The following is a 16,363-nucleotide window of genomic DNA, read 5'->3' on the forward strand; positions in this document are numbered from 1 at the left end:
AGGTTGAGGGGGGACCCTGGTGAAGATCCTGCACATCGTCACGCTGCACACTCCGGACCACGCGTTCGGCGGCCCGACCCGGGTCGCGCTCAACCTGTCGCAGGTCCAGCGGGCGGACGGCGACGACGCCCGCGTCATGGCACTGGGCGACGGCTTCGACGGCGCGCTGCCCGGCGAGGTCGAAGGAGTACCCGTCCACCTCTTCCAGGCCCGCCACCTGCTCCCGATGTTCGAGGTCAGCGGCATCACCTCCGGCGCCCTGCTGCGCACCGCGCGCCGCATGATGCGCGGCGCCGACCTCGTCCACGTCCACCTGATGCGCGACCTGGTGACCCTGCCCGCCGCGCTGCTCGCCCTGGCCACCCGTACCCCGCTCGTCGTCCAGACGCACGGCATGGTCGACCCGACCGAGAATCGCGTCGCCCAGCTCACCGACCTGCTGGGCGTGCGCACGGTGCTGCGCCGCGCCGACGCCGTACTCCACCTCACCGAGGCCGAGCGCCTCGACGTGAACGCGGTCGCCGCTCCGGTGCCCCTCACCAACACCGTCAGGCTCGTCAACGGCGTACGCCCGCAGGAGCGCGAGCCCGCCCGCGAACCGGGCCGGCCGCCGACCGTGCTCTTCCTGGCCCGCATCCAGGAGCGCAAGCGCCCCGAGGACTTCGTCGCCGCGATGCCCGCCGTCCTGGCCAGGCACCCCGACGCCCGTTTCGTCCTGGCGGGGCCGGACACCGGCGCACTCCCCGGCACGCTCGCGCTCGCCCGGAGGCTCGGCGTCCTGGACTCGCTGGACCATGTGGGCCCCCTCGGCCACGAAGAGGTGCTCGCCGCCGGGCGGCAGGCCGATGTGTACGTCCTGCCGTCGATCGAGGAGCCGCTCGGCGTCTCGGTCCTGGAGGCCATGTCCGTCGGCACACCCGCCGTCATCACCCGGACCTGTGGACTCGGCCCCGACGTGGCCGCCGCCGGGGCGGGACGGGTGATCGACAGCCGGGTCGGCGAGGACGACGAGAACGCCCGCAAGATCGCCGGCGCCGTCCTGGAGCTGCTCGATCCGGAGGCCAACGACCGTGCGGGCAGAGCCGCATGGAGCCTGGTCAACGGGCACTTCACCATCGAGGTCGTCACCCGAACCCTCCGGCAGACGTACGAGGACGTGGTCCGTCGACGGTCCTGAGGTCAACCGGCCCTTCCTTCACGCGACTTGAGGGCGATCTGCCAGCGGTAGAAACTCATCGCGAGCGCGAAGTCCAGGCCCGCCCGCCCGTCGAGGAAACCCCGCCGGTAGACGTACATGTAGGCGAAGGACACCAGCGGCTTGAACGGCGCCTTGTGGAAGAGCTGCCCCTGACGGGACTTCACCTTCCGCACCTGTTCCTTGACGTCGGGGTGGTGCTCCAGCCATGCCTCCCAGTCCGAGTAGCGGTTGTGCCGCTCGAACCAGGCGGTGACCGGGTCCAGGTCCTGGTGCTCGATGGGGTTGCTCAGCGCCTCGGCCGTCGTCGCGACCGGCTGGTAGTGCCCCTCGACCTCCCCGATCCCCGGCGCGGCGAGGTCGCCGACCTCCGGATAGGAGCACCTGGTCCGGTCGGTCAGGGACCGCTTCCGGATCGTGTAACCGTGCCGCAGCCGCTTGCCCGAGAACCAATAGCCCAGCGGAATGTCGTACGCCGCCGGCTTCGGGCTGTCCGGGTCGGCGAAGATCCGCCGCAGTTCCGCCAGCAGCCCGGGACTGAGCCGCTCGTCGCCGTCGAGCAGCAGGATCCAGTCCAGATCCGTGCGAACGTTCTCCAGACACCACTGCTTCTTGCGGGGGTGCCCTCCGTCCCAGGTGTACGTGACCACCTCGGCCCCGCACTCCTCGGCGATCTTCGCCGTGTCGTCGGTGCTGTGGGAGTCCACCACGACGACCGCCTCGAAGTGGCCCAGGACCGACTTCACCGCCTCGGCGATGTTCAGGCCCTCGTTCTTCGTGGGGATCGCCACGGCGATGGGCAGCTTGCTCATCAGTTGTCTCCTTGCGGCAGCCAGGCATAGCAGCCTGTGGAGGTGAAGGTGCGGGCGGATCCGGGGACAGTGATCTCCACCGCCTTGCCGGTGTCGGAGGAGCCGGACGCCGGCCCCTCGCTGTTCGCCCCGGTCACCTGCCAGCTGCAGGCCTTCGTGGGGGAGGGGGCCCGGTAGCGGCCGGGCCTGAGCTTCTTGCCGGAGTACGTGCCGTCGGCGTAACCGAGTGCGGCCTCGTCGACGAGGCCCTGGTGCTGCGGACAGAGATGGGCCACAGCCGGTTTCGCCTCCACGACCTCGCCGGAGACGATCGCGCCGACGGCGATGTCCCGGTCGGCCCTGACCAGATAGCGGAGCCTGTCACAGGTCTCCTGCCCCGTCTGGAGAACCGCCGCCGGGTCCATCCCCGTGGGCACGCGGTCGGTCAGATACTCCTTCTGCTTCTTGGTGAAGGACCCCGTGGCCGGGGTGATGTCCCCGGCGGGCACCTCCGGCGTAGCGCTCTGCTTCGTGGCCTGCGCGCCGGACGGGGAGACCGCCGGACCGGCTACCAAGGGGGCGGGGGAGGCCGCCGCGGACGGCGTGCCGCCCGCCGCTGACTTCCCGTCCTCGTCGTCGGACCCGCCGGACGAGCCGCAGGCTGCCAGCACCGCCGTCGCGAGGGCGACGGCGGTGCTGGCCAGGAACGGATATCTCATGCACCCGTCCTCAGGGCGTAGTGCGCGCTGACCTGGGAAGCGCTCAGCGCGGTCGGGTACACGGCGGTCTCGTCGATCTGACCCGCGAAGAAATAGCTGGTCGGGCTGTTGGCCCAGCCGCCCAGGCTGTCCCCGCCGACCCGCCAGTAGCCCGCGTAGTTCTCGTTACCGGTGTAGAGGATGTTCGACGCACGCAGCTGCCCGTCGACGTACAGCCTCATGCCGCCGGTGCCCTGCGTGGCGACGACATGGTGCCAGTTGCCGTCGTTGTACTTCCCGGCCGTGGTCACCGTGCGGCGGCCGCCGTTGTGGACACCGAAGACCAGCCGTCCGTCGTTGGCCATGTACACGTGCTTGTCGAAGCGGGTGCTGTTCTGCATGCTCAGATTGCCGAAGCCGATGATCTTGCCGCCCCGTGAGGTGGTGGTCTTGATCCAGGTCTCCACCGAGAAACGGGTGGGCTGCGGGTGGCGCTTGTTGCTGTACGCGTACTCGCTCGTCCCGTCGAAACCGATGGCGGTCGAGTCGCCCGCGATCGCGGCCGGGGTCTGCTGGTAGGAGGGCGCGTTGCGCAGGAAGCCGTTGTCCAGGCCGCCCGCGGTGTCCGCCGCGAAGGTGGAGGTGCCCTCGTCGTAGCGCCAGTACAGCGAGGCGCCGTCCGACAGCACCCGGGCCGGATAGCCCTGGGTCGACGCGGCCACTGTCGCGGACTGAGCCGGGGACTTGGCGCTGGTGTTGGTGCCGTCGCTCGCAGAGACGCGGTACGAGGGCGTTTCGCCCACCGCCACGTCGGTGTCCGTCCACTTCAGCTGCGGGCGGTCCCAGAAGAGCGAGTAACCCGTGACGGTGTGCACGGGCGTGGCCGCGCCGTCCTTGTAGATCCGGTAGGTGAGCTCCCCGTCATCTGTGTCGAAGCTGGTCTGCCAGTTGACGTCGATCTGGCCCGGGGTGACCGTGGAGAGACTGACGTTGGGCACCCAGGGCGCTCCGGTGTCCGGCCCGTCGGCGAACCGGGTCAGCCCCTGCTGGCCGGCGCCGTTGACGGTGGTGAACTCCCCGCCGACCCACAGGTAGTGGTGGCCGCCCTTGTCGGTCTGCGCCATCACCCTGGGCCCGACGGGCTCACCGATCCCGTCGTTCGTGTCCGGGAACCAGGGCAGCAGCGTCGGGTCGTCGACGGACTGGGCCAGCAGATGCTTGCGCGGCTGTTCGGCGAACCCTCCCATGCTGGCGCAGTCATGGGCGTGACTCCCGCTGTACAGCACGCCCGAGTGGACCAGGACGGCCTGGGTGGCGCCCAGGCAGGTGTCCCGCCAGCGCTGCTGGTAGTCGTCGAGGTCGATGGCGATCCGGCCGTCGAACACTCCGCCGCCCGTGCCCTCGTTGGCGGTGTAGAGCCCGGTGGCGTCCGTCGTGATGTCCTGCACCGTCGAGGTGTCGGGGATGAAGCCCGGATAGCTCGTGGTGAGTGCGCCCGTGGCGGCGTCGACGACGGCCAGAGCGTGCGAGGAGGTGCCGTTGACGGTGAAGAAGTCACCGCCGAGCGCCACGTGCTGCCCGTCGGGGGTCACCTGGACGGCCCGGGCCACCTCGTCGGCGTCGGCCGTCCACGGCAGCAGATCGGCGCCGGTGGTGACAGCGGCGAACTTGTTCCTGGTCTGGCCGCCCACGCTGTTGAAGTCGCCGGCCAGATAGACGGTGTCCGCGGTGACGTCCAGGGCCCGAACCGTCGCGGAGACGGCGATCTTGAAGTCCTGGCGCGGGGCGCAGGTCGCGGTGTCGAAGGCCGCGATGTTGCTGACGCCCACCCCGTTCACCGCCCCGAACTGACCGCCCGCGTACAGGGTCCCCCCGTCGGGAGAGAGCGCGAGGGCCCGCACGGTCGCCGTCCCGGAGGACAGCGTGAACGAGAGGTTGCACCCCGTCGGGGCGCCCGTCGCGGCGTCGAACGCCGCGAAGTTGACCGCGGGTTCCTCAGAGGTGCCCGCCACCGCGTCCGGCGGCCGGATGGTGGAGAAGGTGCCGCCCGCGTAGACGACTCCGTCCGTCGCGGCCATCGACCAGACGATGCCGTTGGTCTGCCAGGTGGTGAGGTCGTCAGCGGTGAGGGACACCGGCGGTGTCAGCGCCGCCGCCGGGGAGGCCCCGGCCGCTGTCGCGGTCAGGGCTCCGGCGAACAGGCAGAGCGCGGCGGCCGCGGCTCGCACACGGCCGTTCCCCCCGCGTCTCCGCCCCGTGCTTGCGTTCATCATTCATCTCCGAAGGTGAGGACGAGCTGCGGCCGGTAGGCCGCGCTTGCCTCGCTCGACCAGATGCGGAGACTGTCCGTCCCGCTGCTGGTCAGGGCGAGTGAGGTGGCGGAGCCGAGTGCTCCGACCAGTACGGACGCGTCCAGTTCCGCCGAGTAGCCGGTGGAGACCGAGGCCGCGCCGGTGATGGTCCCCAGCACGGACGTGGCGAGCGCCGGCCGGGTGTCGTAGGTGACCGCCGATTCGGTCCACGCGCCGGTGACCGGCACGATGCTGTGGCTGTCGGCCGACCCCGCCGTCGCATCCGACGAGGTACGGAAGGTGAGCCGCGCGCTCGTGAGCACCTGGCCGGCCGGGGCGGACGGCAGGGTGAAGCGCAGATAGCCCAGATAGGCCGTGGTGCCCCGGGAGGCGAGCTGGCTGTCGTCGTAATTCGTGTTCGCGGCAACGCTGTTGACGTACGCGTCCTCGTCCGGGGAGAGGTGGACGGTGCTGTCACCGGGACCGGGCGGGGCGCCGGCCAGCGCGTGGTGCGCGGCGACCTGTGCGGCGGTCAGCGCCGACGGGTAGACCGCGGTCTCGTCCACCTGCCCGGCGAAGTAGTCGCTGGTGGGGCGGCTCGGCCAGGCGTTGCTCATGGCGTCCCCGCCCACTCGCCAGTACCCGTTGTACGAACGGTTGCCGGTCGCCGCATTCGTGCCGAACGCCTCCCCGTCGACGTACAGCACCATGCCCGACGGCCCTTGCGTGGCGACGGCGTGGTGCCAGGCGCCGTCGTTGTAGGAGCCGGCTGAGGTGACGGCGGGCCGGGTGCCGCCGCTCTGGACGCCGAACGACAGCCGGCCGTCGTTCGTCATGTAGACCAGCTTGTCGGAGATGCTGCTGGTGTGGCCGCGCTCCGTACCGATGTTGTTGCCGTAGCCGACGATCCGCCCGCCGTTCGTCGACGTGGTGCGGAACCACGTCTCGACCGAGTACGGCGTGGGCGAGGTGTAGTGGTGCAGCCGGTCGCTGTAGACGTACTCGTTCGTGCCGTTGAGGGAGAGCGCGGCGGAACCGGCCACCGCGGACGGCGTCGCGCGGTAGGACGGCGCGTTCACGTACACCCCGCCGTTGTCGCTCGTCGACGCGTCGGCGGCGAAGGCGCCGCCGGCCTCGTCGTAGCGCCAGTACAGGTCGGCCCCGTCGGCCAGCACCTTCTCCTGGTAGGGGGAGGCCGAGGACGCGGCGGTCACCGAGGCGGTGGCGGAGAGCCCGCTGGTGTTGGTGCCGTCGCTCGCCGTGACCCGGTAGCTGTAGGTCCGGCCCGCCACCACGTCACGGTCGCTGAAGGTCAGCTGCGGCCTGCTGAAGAACAGCGAGGACCCCGTCGTCGTGTACACCGGTGCCGCGCCACCGTCGCGGTAGACCCGGTAGGTCAGCAGGCTGTCGTCGAGGTCCAGGCTGCTGCGCCAGCTGACCCTGACCTCACCGGCTCGTGGTGCGGACACGCTCACCGCCGGTGCGGGGGGCGTCCCGGTGTCCGGGGTGTCCGCGAACCGTGTCAGTGCCTGCTGACCGGTCCCGTTGACCGTGGTGAACTCCCCGCCGACCCACAGGAAGTCCCGGCCGCCCTTCGAGGACACCGTCAGGGCCCGCGGCCCGACCGGCTCACCGATGCCGTCATTGGTGTCCGGGAGCCAGCCCAGGAAATCCGGGCCGTCGACGGACTGGGCGGTCAGATGCTTGCGGACCTGGTTGGGGAAGCCGCCCATGGTCGAGCAGTCGTGCACATGGCTGCCCGCGTACAGCACTCCCTGGTGGACCCGGAGCGCCTGCGTCGCGCCCTGGCAGGTGTCCCGCCAGCGCTGGCCGAAGCCGTCGAGTTCCATGGCGAGCCGGCCGTCGAACGAGGCGCCGCCCGCGCCCTCGCCCGCCGCGTACCAGCCGTCGGACGCCGCGTCCGTGACGATGTCCTTGATGACGGCGGACGACGGGATGAACGTCGCGCCGTAGGCGCGCGTGACCGCGCCCGTGGCAGGACTGGTCACCGCCAGCGCGTGCGAGGCGGTGCCGCCGACGGTGAAGAAGTCACCGCCGATGAGGACGCTGTCCCCGTCCGGAGTCACCCTCAGGGTGCGGCCCGGTTCGTCGGCGTCCGGATTCCAGCCGGTCAGCGCCCCCGCGGGGGTGACGGCGCCGAAGAAGCGCCGGGGCGTCCCGTTGACGGTCCGGAAGTCGCCACCCGCGTAGACGGTGCCGTCCGCCCCGACGTCGAGGGCGCGGACCGTCGCCCCGAACTGCGGCGAGAACCCTGTACGCGGCCGGCAGGTGGCCGTGTCGATCGCGGTCAGCCCGTTGACGGCCTTCCCGTTCACGGAGTTGAAGTAGCCGCCCGCGTAGAGTGTGGACTCGTCGGGTGAGACGGCGAGAGCCCGCACCGTAGCCGTGCCGCCGCTGCGGGTGAAGGAGAGCGAACAGCCGGTGGGCGCGCCGGTCGCCGCGTCGAACGCGGCGAAGTTCGCGGCGGGTGTCGTGTCGGCCCCGGCGGGGGAGCCGGCGGGCCGGACGCCCGAGAAGGTGCCGCCCGCGTAGACGACCCCGTTCGCCTCGGCGAGCGACCAGACGATGCCGTTGGTCTGGTATGTGGACAGGGCGTCGGCGGTGAAGCCGACCGGCGGGGTGAGCGCGGCGGCCGGGGGAGCGGAGAGCGCGGTGAGCGTGCCCGCGGCGAGCCCCAGCACGGCGGCGAAGACGCCGCCCCGGGCCCGTCCGAGATGTCTGAGACGTGTGGCCCCTCTCATCGGTCCACCCGGACCGCGGACCCCGTGAGCTGGTCGCTCAGCAGCCGGATGTCCGCGTCGACCATGATCCGGGCCAGCTCGCGTGACGTCACCTCCGGCTTCCAGCCGAGGAGTTCCTCCGCCTTGGAAGCGTCACCGATCAGCGCGTCGACCTCACTGGGGCGCTCGTACTTCGGGTCGTAGCGGACGTGCTCCGCCCAGTCGAGGCCCGCGTGCTCGAAGGCGTACTCCAGGAACTGGCGGACGCTGACCCCCTCACCGGTGGCCACCACGTAGTCGTCGGGGGTGTCGCACTGGAGCATCCGCCACATCGCCTCCACGTACTCGGGGGCGTACCCCCAGTCCCGTACGGCGTCCAGGTTGCCCAGATGCAGCCGGTCCTGCAGGCCCGCCTTGATCCTTGCCACCCCGCGGGTGATCTTGCGGGTCACGAAGGTCTCGCCGCGGCGCGGTGACTCGTGGTTGAAAAGGATTCCGTTGGTGGCGAACATGCCGTACGCCTCGCGGTAGTTGACCGTCGCCCAGTACGAGTAGACCTTGGCCACGCTGTACGGGCTGCGCGGGTGGAACGGGGTCCTCTCGTTCTGCGGGGGCGGGCTCGCGCCGAACATCTCGGACGACGAGGCCTGGTAGACGCGGGTGTCGATGCCGCTGGCCCGGACAGCCTCCAGCAGCCGGACGGTGCCGAGCCCGGTGACGTCACCGGTGTAGAGCGGGGCGTCGAAGGACACCCGGACATGGGACTGGGCGCCCAGGTTGTAGACCTCGTCGGGCCGTATGTCCCGCAGCAGGTTCACCAGCGCGACGCCGTCGGAAAGATCCGCGTGATGAAGCACGAAGGAGCGATCTGCCTCCTCGGGCCCCTGATAGATGTGATCGATCCGCTCCGTGTTGAAGCTCGACGAACGGCGTATCAGGCCGTGGACCGTGTAGCCCTTCTCGAGCAGCAGCTCCGACAGATACGAACCGTCCTGTCCGGTCACACCCGTGATGAATGCGGTCTTCGCCATGACTCCCCCCTCTGTGTGTCACCCTGCGGGCGATGTGGTTCACCGACATATCTGGAGTTGAGCGGAATGCGGCAAAGAGTCACCGGGGCGGCGCGCTGCTGGCACAATCCGTGCCATGACGTCTGATATCCCCGGCTCGCCCCAGGAATCCGTCCGCCCCCTGCTGCGCCCCGGCGCCCGCATATTCGTCGCGGGCCACCGCGGCCTCGTCGGCTCGGCGCTGGTGCGCCGCCTCACTGCCGACGGCCACGAAGTGATCACCCGAGGCCGTGACGAGCTCGATCTGCGCGAGGCGGCGCCGACCGAGGCGTTCCTGCGTGACAGCCGCCCGGACGCGGTCGTGCTGGCCGCCGCCAAGGTGGGCGGGATCATGGCCAACAGCACACGTCCGGTGCAGTTCCTGGAGGACAACCTCCGAATCCAGCTCGCCGTGATCGCGGGCGCGCACGCCGCCGGGATCCCGCGGCTGCTCTTCCTCGGCTCCTCGTGCATCTACCCCAAGCACGCCCCTCAGCCGATCCCCGAGGGCGCGCTGCTCACAGGACCGCTCGAACCCACCAACGAGGCGTACGCGCTGGCCAAGATCGCCGGGATCGTGCAGATCCAGTCCTACCGCCGGCAGTACGGTGCCTCGTACATCAGCGCCATGCCCACCAACCTCTACGGCCCCGGCGACAACTTCGACCTGGAGAACTCGCATGTGCTGCCCGCCCTGATCCGCCGGTTCCACGAGGCGAAGCGGGACGGCGCGGACGAGGTCACCCTCTGGGGATCCGGCAGCCCCCGCCGCGAATTCCTCCATGTCGACGACCTCGCCACCGCCTGTGTGCGGCTGCTGGAGGTGTACGACGGCGCCGAGCCCGTCAACGTCGGCTGCGGAGAGGACCTCACTGTTCGCGAACTCGCCGAGACCGTACGGGAGGTGACGGGGTATCAGGGAGGCGTCGTCTGGGACACCTCGAAGCCCGACGGCACCCCGCGCAAGCTTCTCGACGTGTCCCGGCTCTCCTCCCTCGGCTTCAAGCCGCAGATTCCCCTGCGGGACGGCATCGCCCGCACCTACGCCTGGTGGCTCGGCCGGCAAGCCCCTCGGAGCTGACCGCCCGCCCGAGCGGCCGCGGTACGTCCTGAACCCGTGCACGCGAACCCCCTCGCGACCCACCGCATGTCCCCCCGCCACGTCTCAGTACGCCCCGCGCCCGTCGGCGACGGCGCGCACCGTGCGGGCGAGCAGCCCCATGTCCGTGGCCACCGACCAGTTGTCGACGTACCAGAGGTCCAGCGAGACCGTCTCCTGCCAGGAGAGGTCCGACCGGCCGCTGACCTGCCACAGGCCCGTCAGCCCCGGTCGGACCACCAGCCGCCGTAGCTCCCGCTCGTCGTAGCGCGACACCTCCTCCGGCAGCGGCGGACGTGGACCTACCAGGGACATGTCACCCAGCAGCACGTTGAGGAGCTGCGGCAGCTCGTCCACGGAGGTGCGGCGCAGGGCGTGGCCGATCCGGGTCACCCGCGGATCGCGGCGCATCTTGAACATCGGCCCCTCGCTCTCGTTCGCCGGCGCGAGCTGCTCCCTGCGGGACTCCGCGTCCGCGACCATCGTGCGGAACTTCCACATGGTGAACGGCCTGTTGTGCCGCCCGTGACGGGTCTGACGGTGGAAGACCGGCCCGGGCGACGAGAGCCGGACCGCCAGAGCGACCCCGAGGAGCAGGGGCGCGAGCACCAGCAGCCCGAGCGCGGCGCCGGCCCGGTCCACGACGGTCTTGAGTGCGGTCTGCGGCCCCCGGCGCAGCGGCGCTGCGACGTGCAGCAGTGTCAGTCCGGCGGCGGAGGCCGGCCGCACCCGGTTCGCGGCGACCCCCGACAGGTCCGAGAGCACACAGAGGGCCAGCCCGCCGTCGTGCAGGCCCCACGCCAGCCGGCGCAGCCGGTCGTCGTCGAGCTGTGGGCCGGGCGCGACGAGCACCAGATCCGCGTCATGGGCGAAGGCGCCGCCAAGGACGGTGGACACATCGTCGTCGGCCGGTTCGGGCGCCAGCCGCCCCGGCACCGGCGTCCCGCAGTCCGGCGCCGCCGGGCCCACCGGGACCACGGCCACCGCCTTGTACGGGTGACCCTTACGGGAGTTGAGCAGTTCCACGGCCCGGTCCAGCCCCGATGCCTCGCCGACCACGAGGACCCGGCGCACCCCTCGCCGGCCCGTCACCCGTCGCAGCCGGCCGACTGCCCCGGCGAGGACGGCCAGGGCCAGGCCGGGCACCAGCGCGGCGACGGCGGTCGCCGGGTCGACGCCCCCGCCCGTCACCGCGAGCAGCACGGCCAGCACCCCGATGAGTGCGAGCCAGTCGCCGAAGGGGGCACAGGCCGCTCCACCGGCTTCCCCCGGCAGCCGCTGCGTGTACCGGCCGCGCGCCGCGCGCACACCGGCCCATACGAGCGCGGCCGACGCCGCTGCGGCCGGCGGCCCCGGCTGTTCGCCGGCCCGCAGCACGAGCCAGGCGGGTACTCCCAGCCCCAGCAGATCGGTCAGGACGAGGCAGGGCACACGCGGATCGGGCATCTTCCTCGCCCGCGGTCTCTCCGCGCGATCGCGCTCGGCGGTCGTCGGGGCTCTCCACCATTGCTCGGGAGCCACCGTGCGGTCTCGGGGCCCGGCGGTACGCGGTCGTGGAGCCCCCGCGAGTCCGGTGGGACCTGATATATCCGATTCTGGTATTTCGACATGCCCCATGTACCCCCCAGCCACAGTTGCATCCCCGCAAACGGGGCGCATCCGCCGATCCCATGGACTGACGGATGCGCCCTCGCTCGGTGCACGATATCCACACACGTGCTATTTCGCTGGAGTTCTGGTGAAGTTCAGACAGGACGGACGTGGTGATCCCTGTCGTGCTGCCCGGACCGCCCAGGAGGCATCCGCCTAAAGTGGAGCCATGGAACCGCTTTCCGAGGAACAGACCGGCCGACTCGTCGCGATCGTGATGGATCTGGCCCGCGAGGGCCGCGCGGAGGAGCTCCTGGAGTTCTTCGATCACGGGCTGCCGGTCGACGTCCAGGACCAGGAGGGCAACACGGCCCTCATGCTCGCCGCGTACCACGGGCAGACGGACACGGTGCGGGCGCTCATCGGGCGCGGCGCCGATGTCGACCGGCGTAACGGCCGGGACCAGTCACCCGTCGCGGGGGCCCTGTTCAAGGGCGAGGACGCGATCGTCGCGGCGCTCGTCGCCGCGGGCGCCGACCTCGACGCGGGGACCCCCAGCGCTCGGGCCACGGCGGAGATGTTCGGGAGGACGGAGCTGCTTGGGTAGCAGCGCCTAGGGGCAGCCGTCACGGCACAAAGGGCCCCGGACAACGGCGCGTTGCCCGGGGCCCCTCGCGTACAGCTCTCGGTCAGGCCTGCTTGCCGGCCTGCAGGGCCTCGATGGCCTTGCGGACACCCTCGCCGTAGGCCGGGTCGGCCTGCGTGCAGTGGTGGATGTGACGCTCGACGGTGGCCTCTGAGGCGCCGTCGATGGCCCGGGCGGTGTTGCCGAACAGGGCGTCCTGCTCCTGGGGGGTCATCTGCCGGAAGAGGTTCCCCGGCTGCTCGAAGTAGTTGTCGTCGTCCTCGCGGTAGTCGAACCGGTCGGCCGCGGCGCCGTCGAGCGCCAGACCCGGCTCGGCGAACTGCGGCTGCTCCGCCCAGCGTCCGTAGCTGTTCGGCGTGTAGCCGGGCACCGCGCCCTGGTTGCCGTCCACCCGCAACTGGCCGTCGCGGTGGTAGGTGTTGACGTTCTTCGCGCCGCGCGGCTGGTTCACCGGTATCTGGTGGTGGTTGACGCCGACGCGGTAGCGAGCCGCGTCACCGTACGAGAACAGCCGGCCCTGCAGCATGCGGTCGGGCGAGGCGCCCACGCCGGGCACGAGGTTGGCCGGGGTGAAGGCGGCCTGCTCGACGTCGGCGAAGTAGTTCTCCGGGTTGCGGTTGAGCTCGAACTCGCCTACCTCGATGAGCGGGTAGTCCTTCTTGGACCAGACCTTGGTGAGGTCGAACGGGTGGTAGCGGTACGTCGCGGCGTCCGCCTCCGGCATGACCTGGATGAAGAAGGTCCACTTCGGGTGGTCGCCGCGCTCGATGGCGTCGAACAGGTCCGCCTGTGAGGACTCGCGGTCGTCGGCGACGATCGCGGCCGCCTCCGCATCGGTCAGGTTCTTGATGCCCTGCTGGGTACGGAAGTGGAACTTCACCCAGAAACGTTCGTTGCTCTCGTTGATGAACGAGTAGGTGTGCGAGCCGAAACCGTGCATGTGGCGGTAGCCGTCGGGGATGCCGCGGTCCGACATCACGATGGTGACTTGGTGCAGGGCCTCGGGGAGGTTGGTCCAGAAGTCCCAGTTGTTCTCCGCCGACCGCAGGTTGGTGCGCGGGTCGCGCTTCACGGCGCGGTTCAGGTCGGGGAAGTGGTGGGGGTCGCGGTGGAAGAAGACCGGCGTGTTGTTGCCGACGACGTCCCAGTTGCCCTCTTCGGTGTAGAAGCGGAGGGCGAAGCCGCGGATGTCGCGCTCGGCGTCGGCCGCGCCGCGCTCACCGGCGACGGTCGAGAAGCGGGCGAAGAGCTCCGTCTGCTTGCCCACCTCGGAGAAGAGCGCGGCCCTGGAGTACCGGGTGATGTCCTGCGTCACCGTGAAGGTGCCGAAGGCGCCGGATCCCTTGGCGTGCATACGACGCTCCGGGATGACCTCCCGGCTGAAGTGGGCCAGCTTCTCCAGGAACCAGACGTCCTGGAGCAGCATCGGACCGCGGGGGCCGGCGGTGACGGCGTTCTCGTTGTTCGCGACCGGCGCGCCGGCGGCAGTGGTCAGCGGCTTCGTGTTGTCAGAAATGGTCCTGCTCCTCCGTGTGGAAAACTTCAGTGCACCGACTCCGGTTCGTGCTGACCACGCGCGGTCCGGCATCCGGGGCACATGCCCCAGTACGTCACCTCTACGTGGTCGATGGTGAACCCGTGATCCCGGGGCGCCTCGAGACGCGGAGAGTCCTGCGGGACATCGACGTCCGCGATCGTGCCGCACGAGCGGCAGACCACGTGCTGATGGTTGTCACAGGGCTGTCCTTCGTACCGTGCCGCGGAATGAGGCAGGTCTATCCGTCGCGCCAGCCCGGCGTCGACGAGCGTCTTGAGCACGTCGTAGACGGCTTGGGTCGAGACCGCACCGATGCGTGTACGCACCAGGGTGAGGAGGGTACTGACATCGGAGTGCGGGGCCTCGTGAACCGCCGAGAGCACGGCGACCCTGGGACGGGTCACTCGCAAGGACGCTCCGCGCAGGAGGGCCCTGGCCTCGGTTTCGATCACCTACGCAGTGAACCACCTTTCTGGAATGATTCCAATATAAGAATGCCCCCAGTCCTGCGATGCCGGCGCTGGCGCGGCGCGATGTCCGATTTCCGCCAGCACCGGGGCGTGCGATGCCGCACCCTTGGAGTATGACCAGTGACGACGGCAGGTACGAGGCGGTGACCAGCCGCGACGCCCGGTTCGACGGCGAGTTCTTCTTCGCCGTGTCCACGACCGGGATCTACTGCCGCCCGAGCTGTCCGGCCACCACGCCCAAGCGCCGGAACGTGACGTTCTTCCCCACCGCGGCCGCCGCTCAGAACGGCGGATTCCGCGCCTGCCGACGCTGCCGCCCGGACGCGGTGCCCGGCTCCGCGGGCTGGAACGCGCGCGCCGACCTGGTGGGCCGGGCGATGCGGCTGATCGGCGACGGGGTCGTCGACCGCGAAGGCGTGGCCGGGCTGGCCGCGCGCCTCGGGTACAGCGCCCGCCAGGTGCAGCGGCAGCTGAACGCCGAGGTCGGTGCCGGGCCCATCGCGCTCGCCCGCGCCCAGCGGGCCCACACCGCGCGGATCCTGCTGCAGACCACCACCCTGCAGGCCGCCGAGATCGCGTTCGCCTCCGGCTTCGCCAGTGTCCGGCAGTTCAACGACACGGTCCGGGAGGTCTACGCCCTCGCCCCCGGCGAGCTGCGCGCCACCCGGCCCGGCCGTGCCTCGCGCTTCGGCTCGGTCGGCACCGCCGACGGGGCCGGGGGAGTGCCGCTGCGGCTCGCCCACCGGGGGCCGTACGCCGCGGCCGAGATCTTCGACCACCTCGCGGCCCGCGCCCTCAACGGCATCGAGGAGATGGCCGGCGAGCGGGGCGACCGCACCTACCGGCGCACCCTGCGGCTGCCGCACGGCACCGGCATCGCCGAGGTCCGCGAGAGGACGGGCGACGGCTGGCTGGACTGCCGGCTGCACCTGGGCGATCTGCGCGACCTGACGACCGCCACCCAGCGGATGCGCCGGCTCTTCGACCTGGACGCCGACCCCCACGCGGTCACGGAGCGCCTCGGCGCGGATCCCACACTGGCCCCGCTCGTCGCCCGTACGCCCGGGCTACGGGCCCCCGGTGCCGCCGACGTCCACGAACTGACCGTCCGGGCGGTCCTCGGCCAGCAGGTCTCCCTCGCGTCCGGGCGCAGGCTGGGCAGCGCGCTGGTGACGGCCTACGGCGCGCCCCTCCAGGTGCCCAGTGGCGCCCTCACCCGTACGTTCCCCGACCCCGGCGACCTGGCCGAAGCCGGCCTGGAGGAGCTGGGGACGCCCGGCTCGCGACGCGCCACCCTGCGGACCGTCGCCGCGGCCCTCGCCGACGGGCGGATCGGGCTCGACCCGGGCGCCGACCGCGACCAGGCCGAGAAGGAGCTCCTGAGCCTGCGGGGCGTCGGCCCCTGGACCGCCGGCTACATCCGCATGCGGGCGCTCGGCGATCCCGATGTGCTGCTGACCGGCGACGTGGCGGTCCGGGCGGGCATGCGGCACGCGGGTGCCGAGGCGGTGGTCACCGAGGTCTGGCGCCCATGGCGTACGTACGCCATGCACCACTTCTGGAACGCGGCCGCGCACCGGCCCCGTGCCGGTGCAGTGTGACGTCCGAATCCCGCCAGCCGTATCGCCGCACACCCCGCACAGTTGACGTGGACGACGAAGAACCCGGAAGGACCGCGACCATGACGCTCTACACCACGATCGACAGCCCGGTCGGCGAGCTGCTGCTGGTGGGCGAGGAGTCGGCCACCGCACAGGGCGGCACCGCCCTCGCCTCGCTCTCCGTGCCCGGCCAGAAGGGCGGCGCGACGGTCCAGGACGGCTGGAAGGAGGACGCGGAGGCCTTCATCGTGATCACCGCCGAACTGCGCGCCTACTTCGAGGGGAGCCGGACCGGCTTCGGCATCGAGTACGCCGTCGGCCGTGGCACCGAGTTCCAGCGGCGCGTGTGGAAGGCCCTGGAGGCCATCCCGTACGGCACCACGCTCAGCTACGGCGAGATCGCCGCGCGGATCGGCGCCTCGCGCGCGGCAGTGCGCTCGGTCGGGACCGCGATCGGCGCCAACCCGCTGCTCGTCGTGCGCCCCTGCCACCGCGTGATCGGCGCGAGCGGCGCCCTGACCGGCTATGCGGGCGGCCTCGACCGTAAGCGGCAGCTCCTGGACCTGGAGAACCACTACCGGACCGCCTGACCGGCCGCGTCCCGGGCACGCGCCTCGGGAAAGCGAGGGCGACACACCGATGACCGACACCCTTC

General features: G+C 71.2%; 13 protein-coding genes. 5 read left to right on the plus strand and 8 right to left on the minus strand.

All coding sequences use genetic code 11. The features are described from left to right. Window positions 1-19 precede the first annotated feature (19 nt). Window positions 20-1,177 (plus strand): glycosyltransferase, encoded by a 1,158-nt coding sequence (locus ACWD04_RS18100; protein WP_451132994.1) that lies wholly within the window; start codon window positions 20-22, stop codon window positions 1,175-1,177. Window positions 1,178-1,179: 2 nt separating this feature from the next. Here ACWD04_RS18100 and ACWD04_RS18105 read toward each other — a convergent pair whose 3' ends face one another. From ACWD04_RS18105 to gmd, 5 genes are read right to left on the minus strand one after another with little or no spacing between them, the layout of a single operon-like run. Then, window positions 1,180-2,007, minus strand: coding sequence for a glycosyltransferase family 2 protein (locus ACWD04_RS18105; protein WP_451132996.1), 828 nt, complete (start codon window positions 2,005-2,007; stop codon window positions 1,180-1,182). Continuing rightward, complete coding sequence (locus ACWD04_RS18110) at window positions 2,007-2,705, minus strand: hypothetical protein (RefSeq protein ID WP_451132998.1); 699 nt, start codon at window positions 2,703-2,705, stop codon at window positions 2,007-2,009. Before ACWD04_RS18110 ends, ACWD04_RS18105 begins: the two co-directional genes overlap by 1 nt. Beyond that, on the minus strand, window positions 2,702-4,957 hold the full coding sequence (locus tag ACWD04_RS18115) for a LamG-like jellyroll fold domain-containing protein (protein ID WP_451133000.1): 2,256 nt from the start codon (window positions 4,955-4,957) through the stop codon (window positions 2,702-2,704). Before ACWD04_RS18115 ends, ACWD04_RS18110 begins: the two co-directional genes overlap by 4 nt. Further along, complete coding sequence (locus ACWD04_RS18120; RefSeq protein WP_451133002.1) at window positions 4,954-7,737, minus strand: DNRLRE domain-containing protein; 2,784 nt, start codon at window positions 7,735-7,737, stop codon at window positions 4,954-4,956. Before ACWD04_RS18120 ends, ACWD04_RS18115 begins: the two co-directional genes overlap by 4 nt. Continuing rightward, window positions 7,734-8,747, minus strand: a complete 1,014-nt coding sequence (gmd, locus tag ACWD04_RS18125) for a GDP-mannose 4,6-dehydratase (RefSeq protein ID WP_451133004.1) — start codon at window positions 8,745-8,747, stop codon at window positions 7,734-7,736. The genes ACWD04_RS18120 and gmd overlap by 4 nt, the downstream gene beginning before the upstream one ends. A gap of 115 nt (window positions 8,748-8,862) precedes the next feature. Between gmd and ACWD04_RS18130 the strand changes: the two genes are divergently transcribed. Then, window positions 8,863-9,846, plus strand: a complete 984-nt coding sequence (locus ACWD04_RS18130; RefSeq protein ID WP_451133006.1) for a GDP-L-fucose synthase family protein — start codon at window positions 8,863-8,865, stop codon at window positions 9,844-9,846. An 84-nt stretch (window positions 9,847-9,930) separates the two neighbouring features. Here the strand turns inward: ACWD04_RS18130 and ACWD04_RS18135 are convergent, their stop codons facing one another. Beyond that, window positions 9,931-11,481, minus strand: coding sequence for an exopolysaccharide biosynthesis polyprenyl glycosylphosphotransferase (locus ACWD04_RS18135; RefSeq protein WP_451133008.1), 1,551 nt, complete (start codon window positions 11,479-11,481; stop codon window positions 9,931-9,933). A gap of 202 nt (window positions 11,482-11,683) precedes the next feature. Between ACWD04_RS18135 and ACWD04_RS18140 the strand changes: the two genes are divergently transcribed. Next, the gene (locus ACWD04_RS18140; RefSeq protein ID WP_451133010.1) at window positions 11,684-12,061 is read left to right on the plus strand and encodes an ankyrin repeat domain-containing protein; all 378 of its coding nucleotides are present in this window, start codon (window positions 11,684-11,686) and stop codon (window positions 12,059-12,061) included. Between the two features lie 82 nt (window positions 12,062-12,143). Here ACWD04_RS18140 and ACWD04_RS18145 read toward each other — a convergent pair whose 3' ends face one another. Both ACWD04_RS18145 and ACWD04_RS18150 read right to left on the minus strand, forming a co-directional pair. Further along, complete coding sequence (locus tag ACWD04_RS18145; protein ID WP_451133132.1) at window positions 12,144-13,616, minus strand: catalase; 1,473 nt, start codon at window positions 13,614-13,616, stop codon at window positions 12,144-12,146. Window positions 13,617-13,642: 26 nt separating this feature from the next. Then, window positions 13,643-14,089 carry a Fur family transcriptional regulator gene (locus ACWD04_RS18150; protein WP_451133012.1) on the minus strand — a complete coding sequence of 149 codons (447 nt, stop codon included), beginning with the start codon at window positions 14,087-14,089 and terminating at the stop codon, window positions 13,643-13,645. Window positions 14,090-14,220: 131 nt separating this feature from the next. Between ACWD04_RS18150 and ACWD04_RS18155 the strand changes: the two genes are divergently transcribed. Beyond that, on the plus strand, window positions 14,221-15,708 hold the full coding sequence (locus ACWD04_RS18155; protein ID WP_451133014.1) for an AlkA N-terminal domain-containing protein: 1,488 nt from the start codon (window positions 14,221-14,223) through the stop codon (window positions 15,706-15,708). A gap of 80 nt (window positions 15,709-15,788) precedes the next feature. Beyond that, window positions 15,789-16,298, plus strand: coding sequence for a methylated-DNA--[protein]-cysteine S-methyltransferase (locus tag ACWD04_RS18160; protein WP_451133016.1), 510 nt, complete (start codon window positions 15,789-15,791; stop codon window positions 16,296-16,298). The last annotated feature ends 65 nt before the right edge of the window (window positions 16,299-16,363 follow it).

Source organism: Streptomyces sp. NPDC002911 (genome assembly GCF_053591835.1).

What these genes read in the sequence shown, in the direction of transcription:
- ACWD04_RS18105 (WP_451132996.1), bottom strand. Translation starts at nt 2,007, where the DNA reads ATGAGCAAGCTGCCCATCGCCGTGGCGATCCCCACGAAGAACGAGGGC.
- ACWD04_RS18110 (WP_451132998.1), bottom strand. Translation starts at nt 2,705, where the DNA reads ATGAGATATCCGTTCCTGGCCAGCACCGCCGTCGCCCTCGCGACGGCG.
- ACWD04_RS18115 (WP_451133000.1), bottom strand. Translation starts at nt 4,957, where the DNA reads ATGATGAACGCAAGCACGGGGCGGAGACGCGGGGGGAACGGCCGTGTG.
- ACWD04_RS18120 (WP_451133002.1), bottom strand. Translation starts at nt 7,737, where the DNA reads ATGAGAGGGGCCACACGTCTCAGACATCTCGGACGGGCCCGGGGCGGC.
- gmd (WP_451133004.1), bottom strand. Translation starts at nt 8,747, where the DNA reads ATGGCGAAGACCGCATTCATCACGGGTGTGACCGGACAGGACGGTTCG.
- ACWD04_RS18130 (WP_451133006.1), top strand. Translation starts at nt 8,863, where the DNA reads ATGACGTCTGATATCCCCGGCTCGCCCCAGGAATCCGTCCGCCCCCTG.
- ACWD04_RS18135 (WP_451133008.1), bottom strand. Translation starts at nt 11,481, where the DNA reads ATGGGGCATGTCGAAATACCAGAATCGGATATATCAGGTCCCACCGGA.
- ACWD04_RS18140 (WP_451133010.1), top strand. Translation starts at nt 11,684, where the DNA reads ATGGAACCGCTTTCCGAGGAACAGACCGGCCGACTCGTCGCGATCGTG.
- ACWD04_RS18155 (WP_451133014.1), top strand. Translation starts at nt 14,221, where the DNA reads ATGACCAGTGACGACGGCAGGTACGAGGCGGTGACCAGCCGCGACGCC.
- ACWD04_RS18160 (WP_451133016.1), top strand. Translation starts at nt 15,789, where the DNA reads ATGACGCTCTACACCACGATCGACAGCCCGGTCGGCGAGCTGCTGCTG.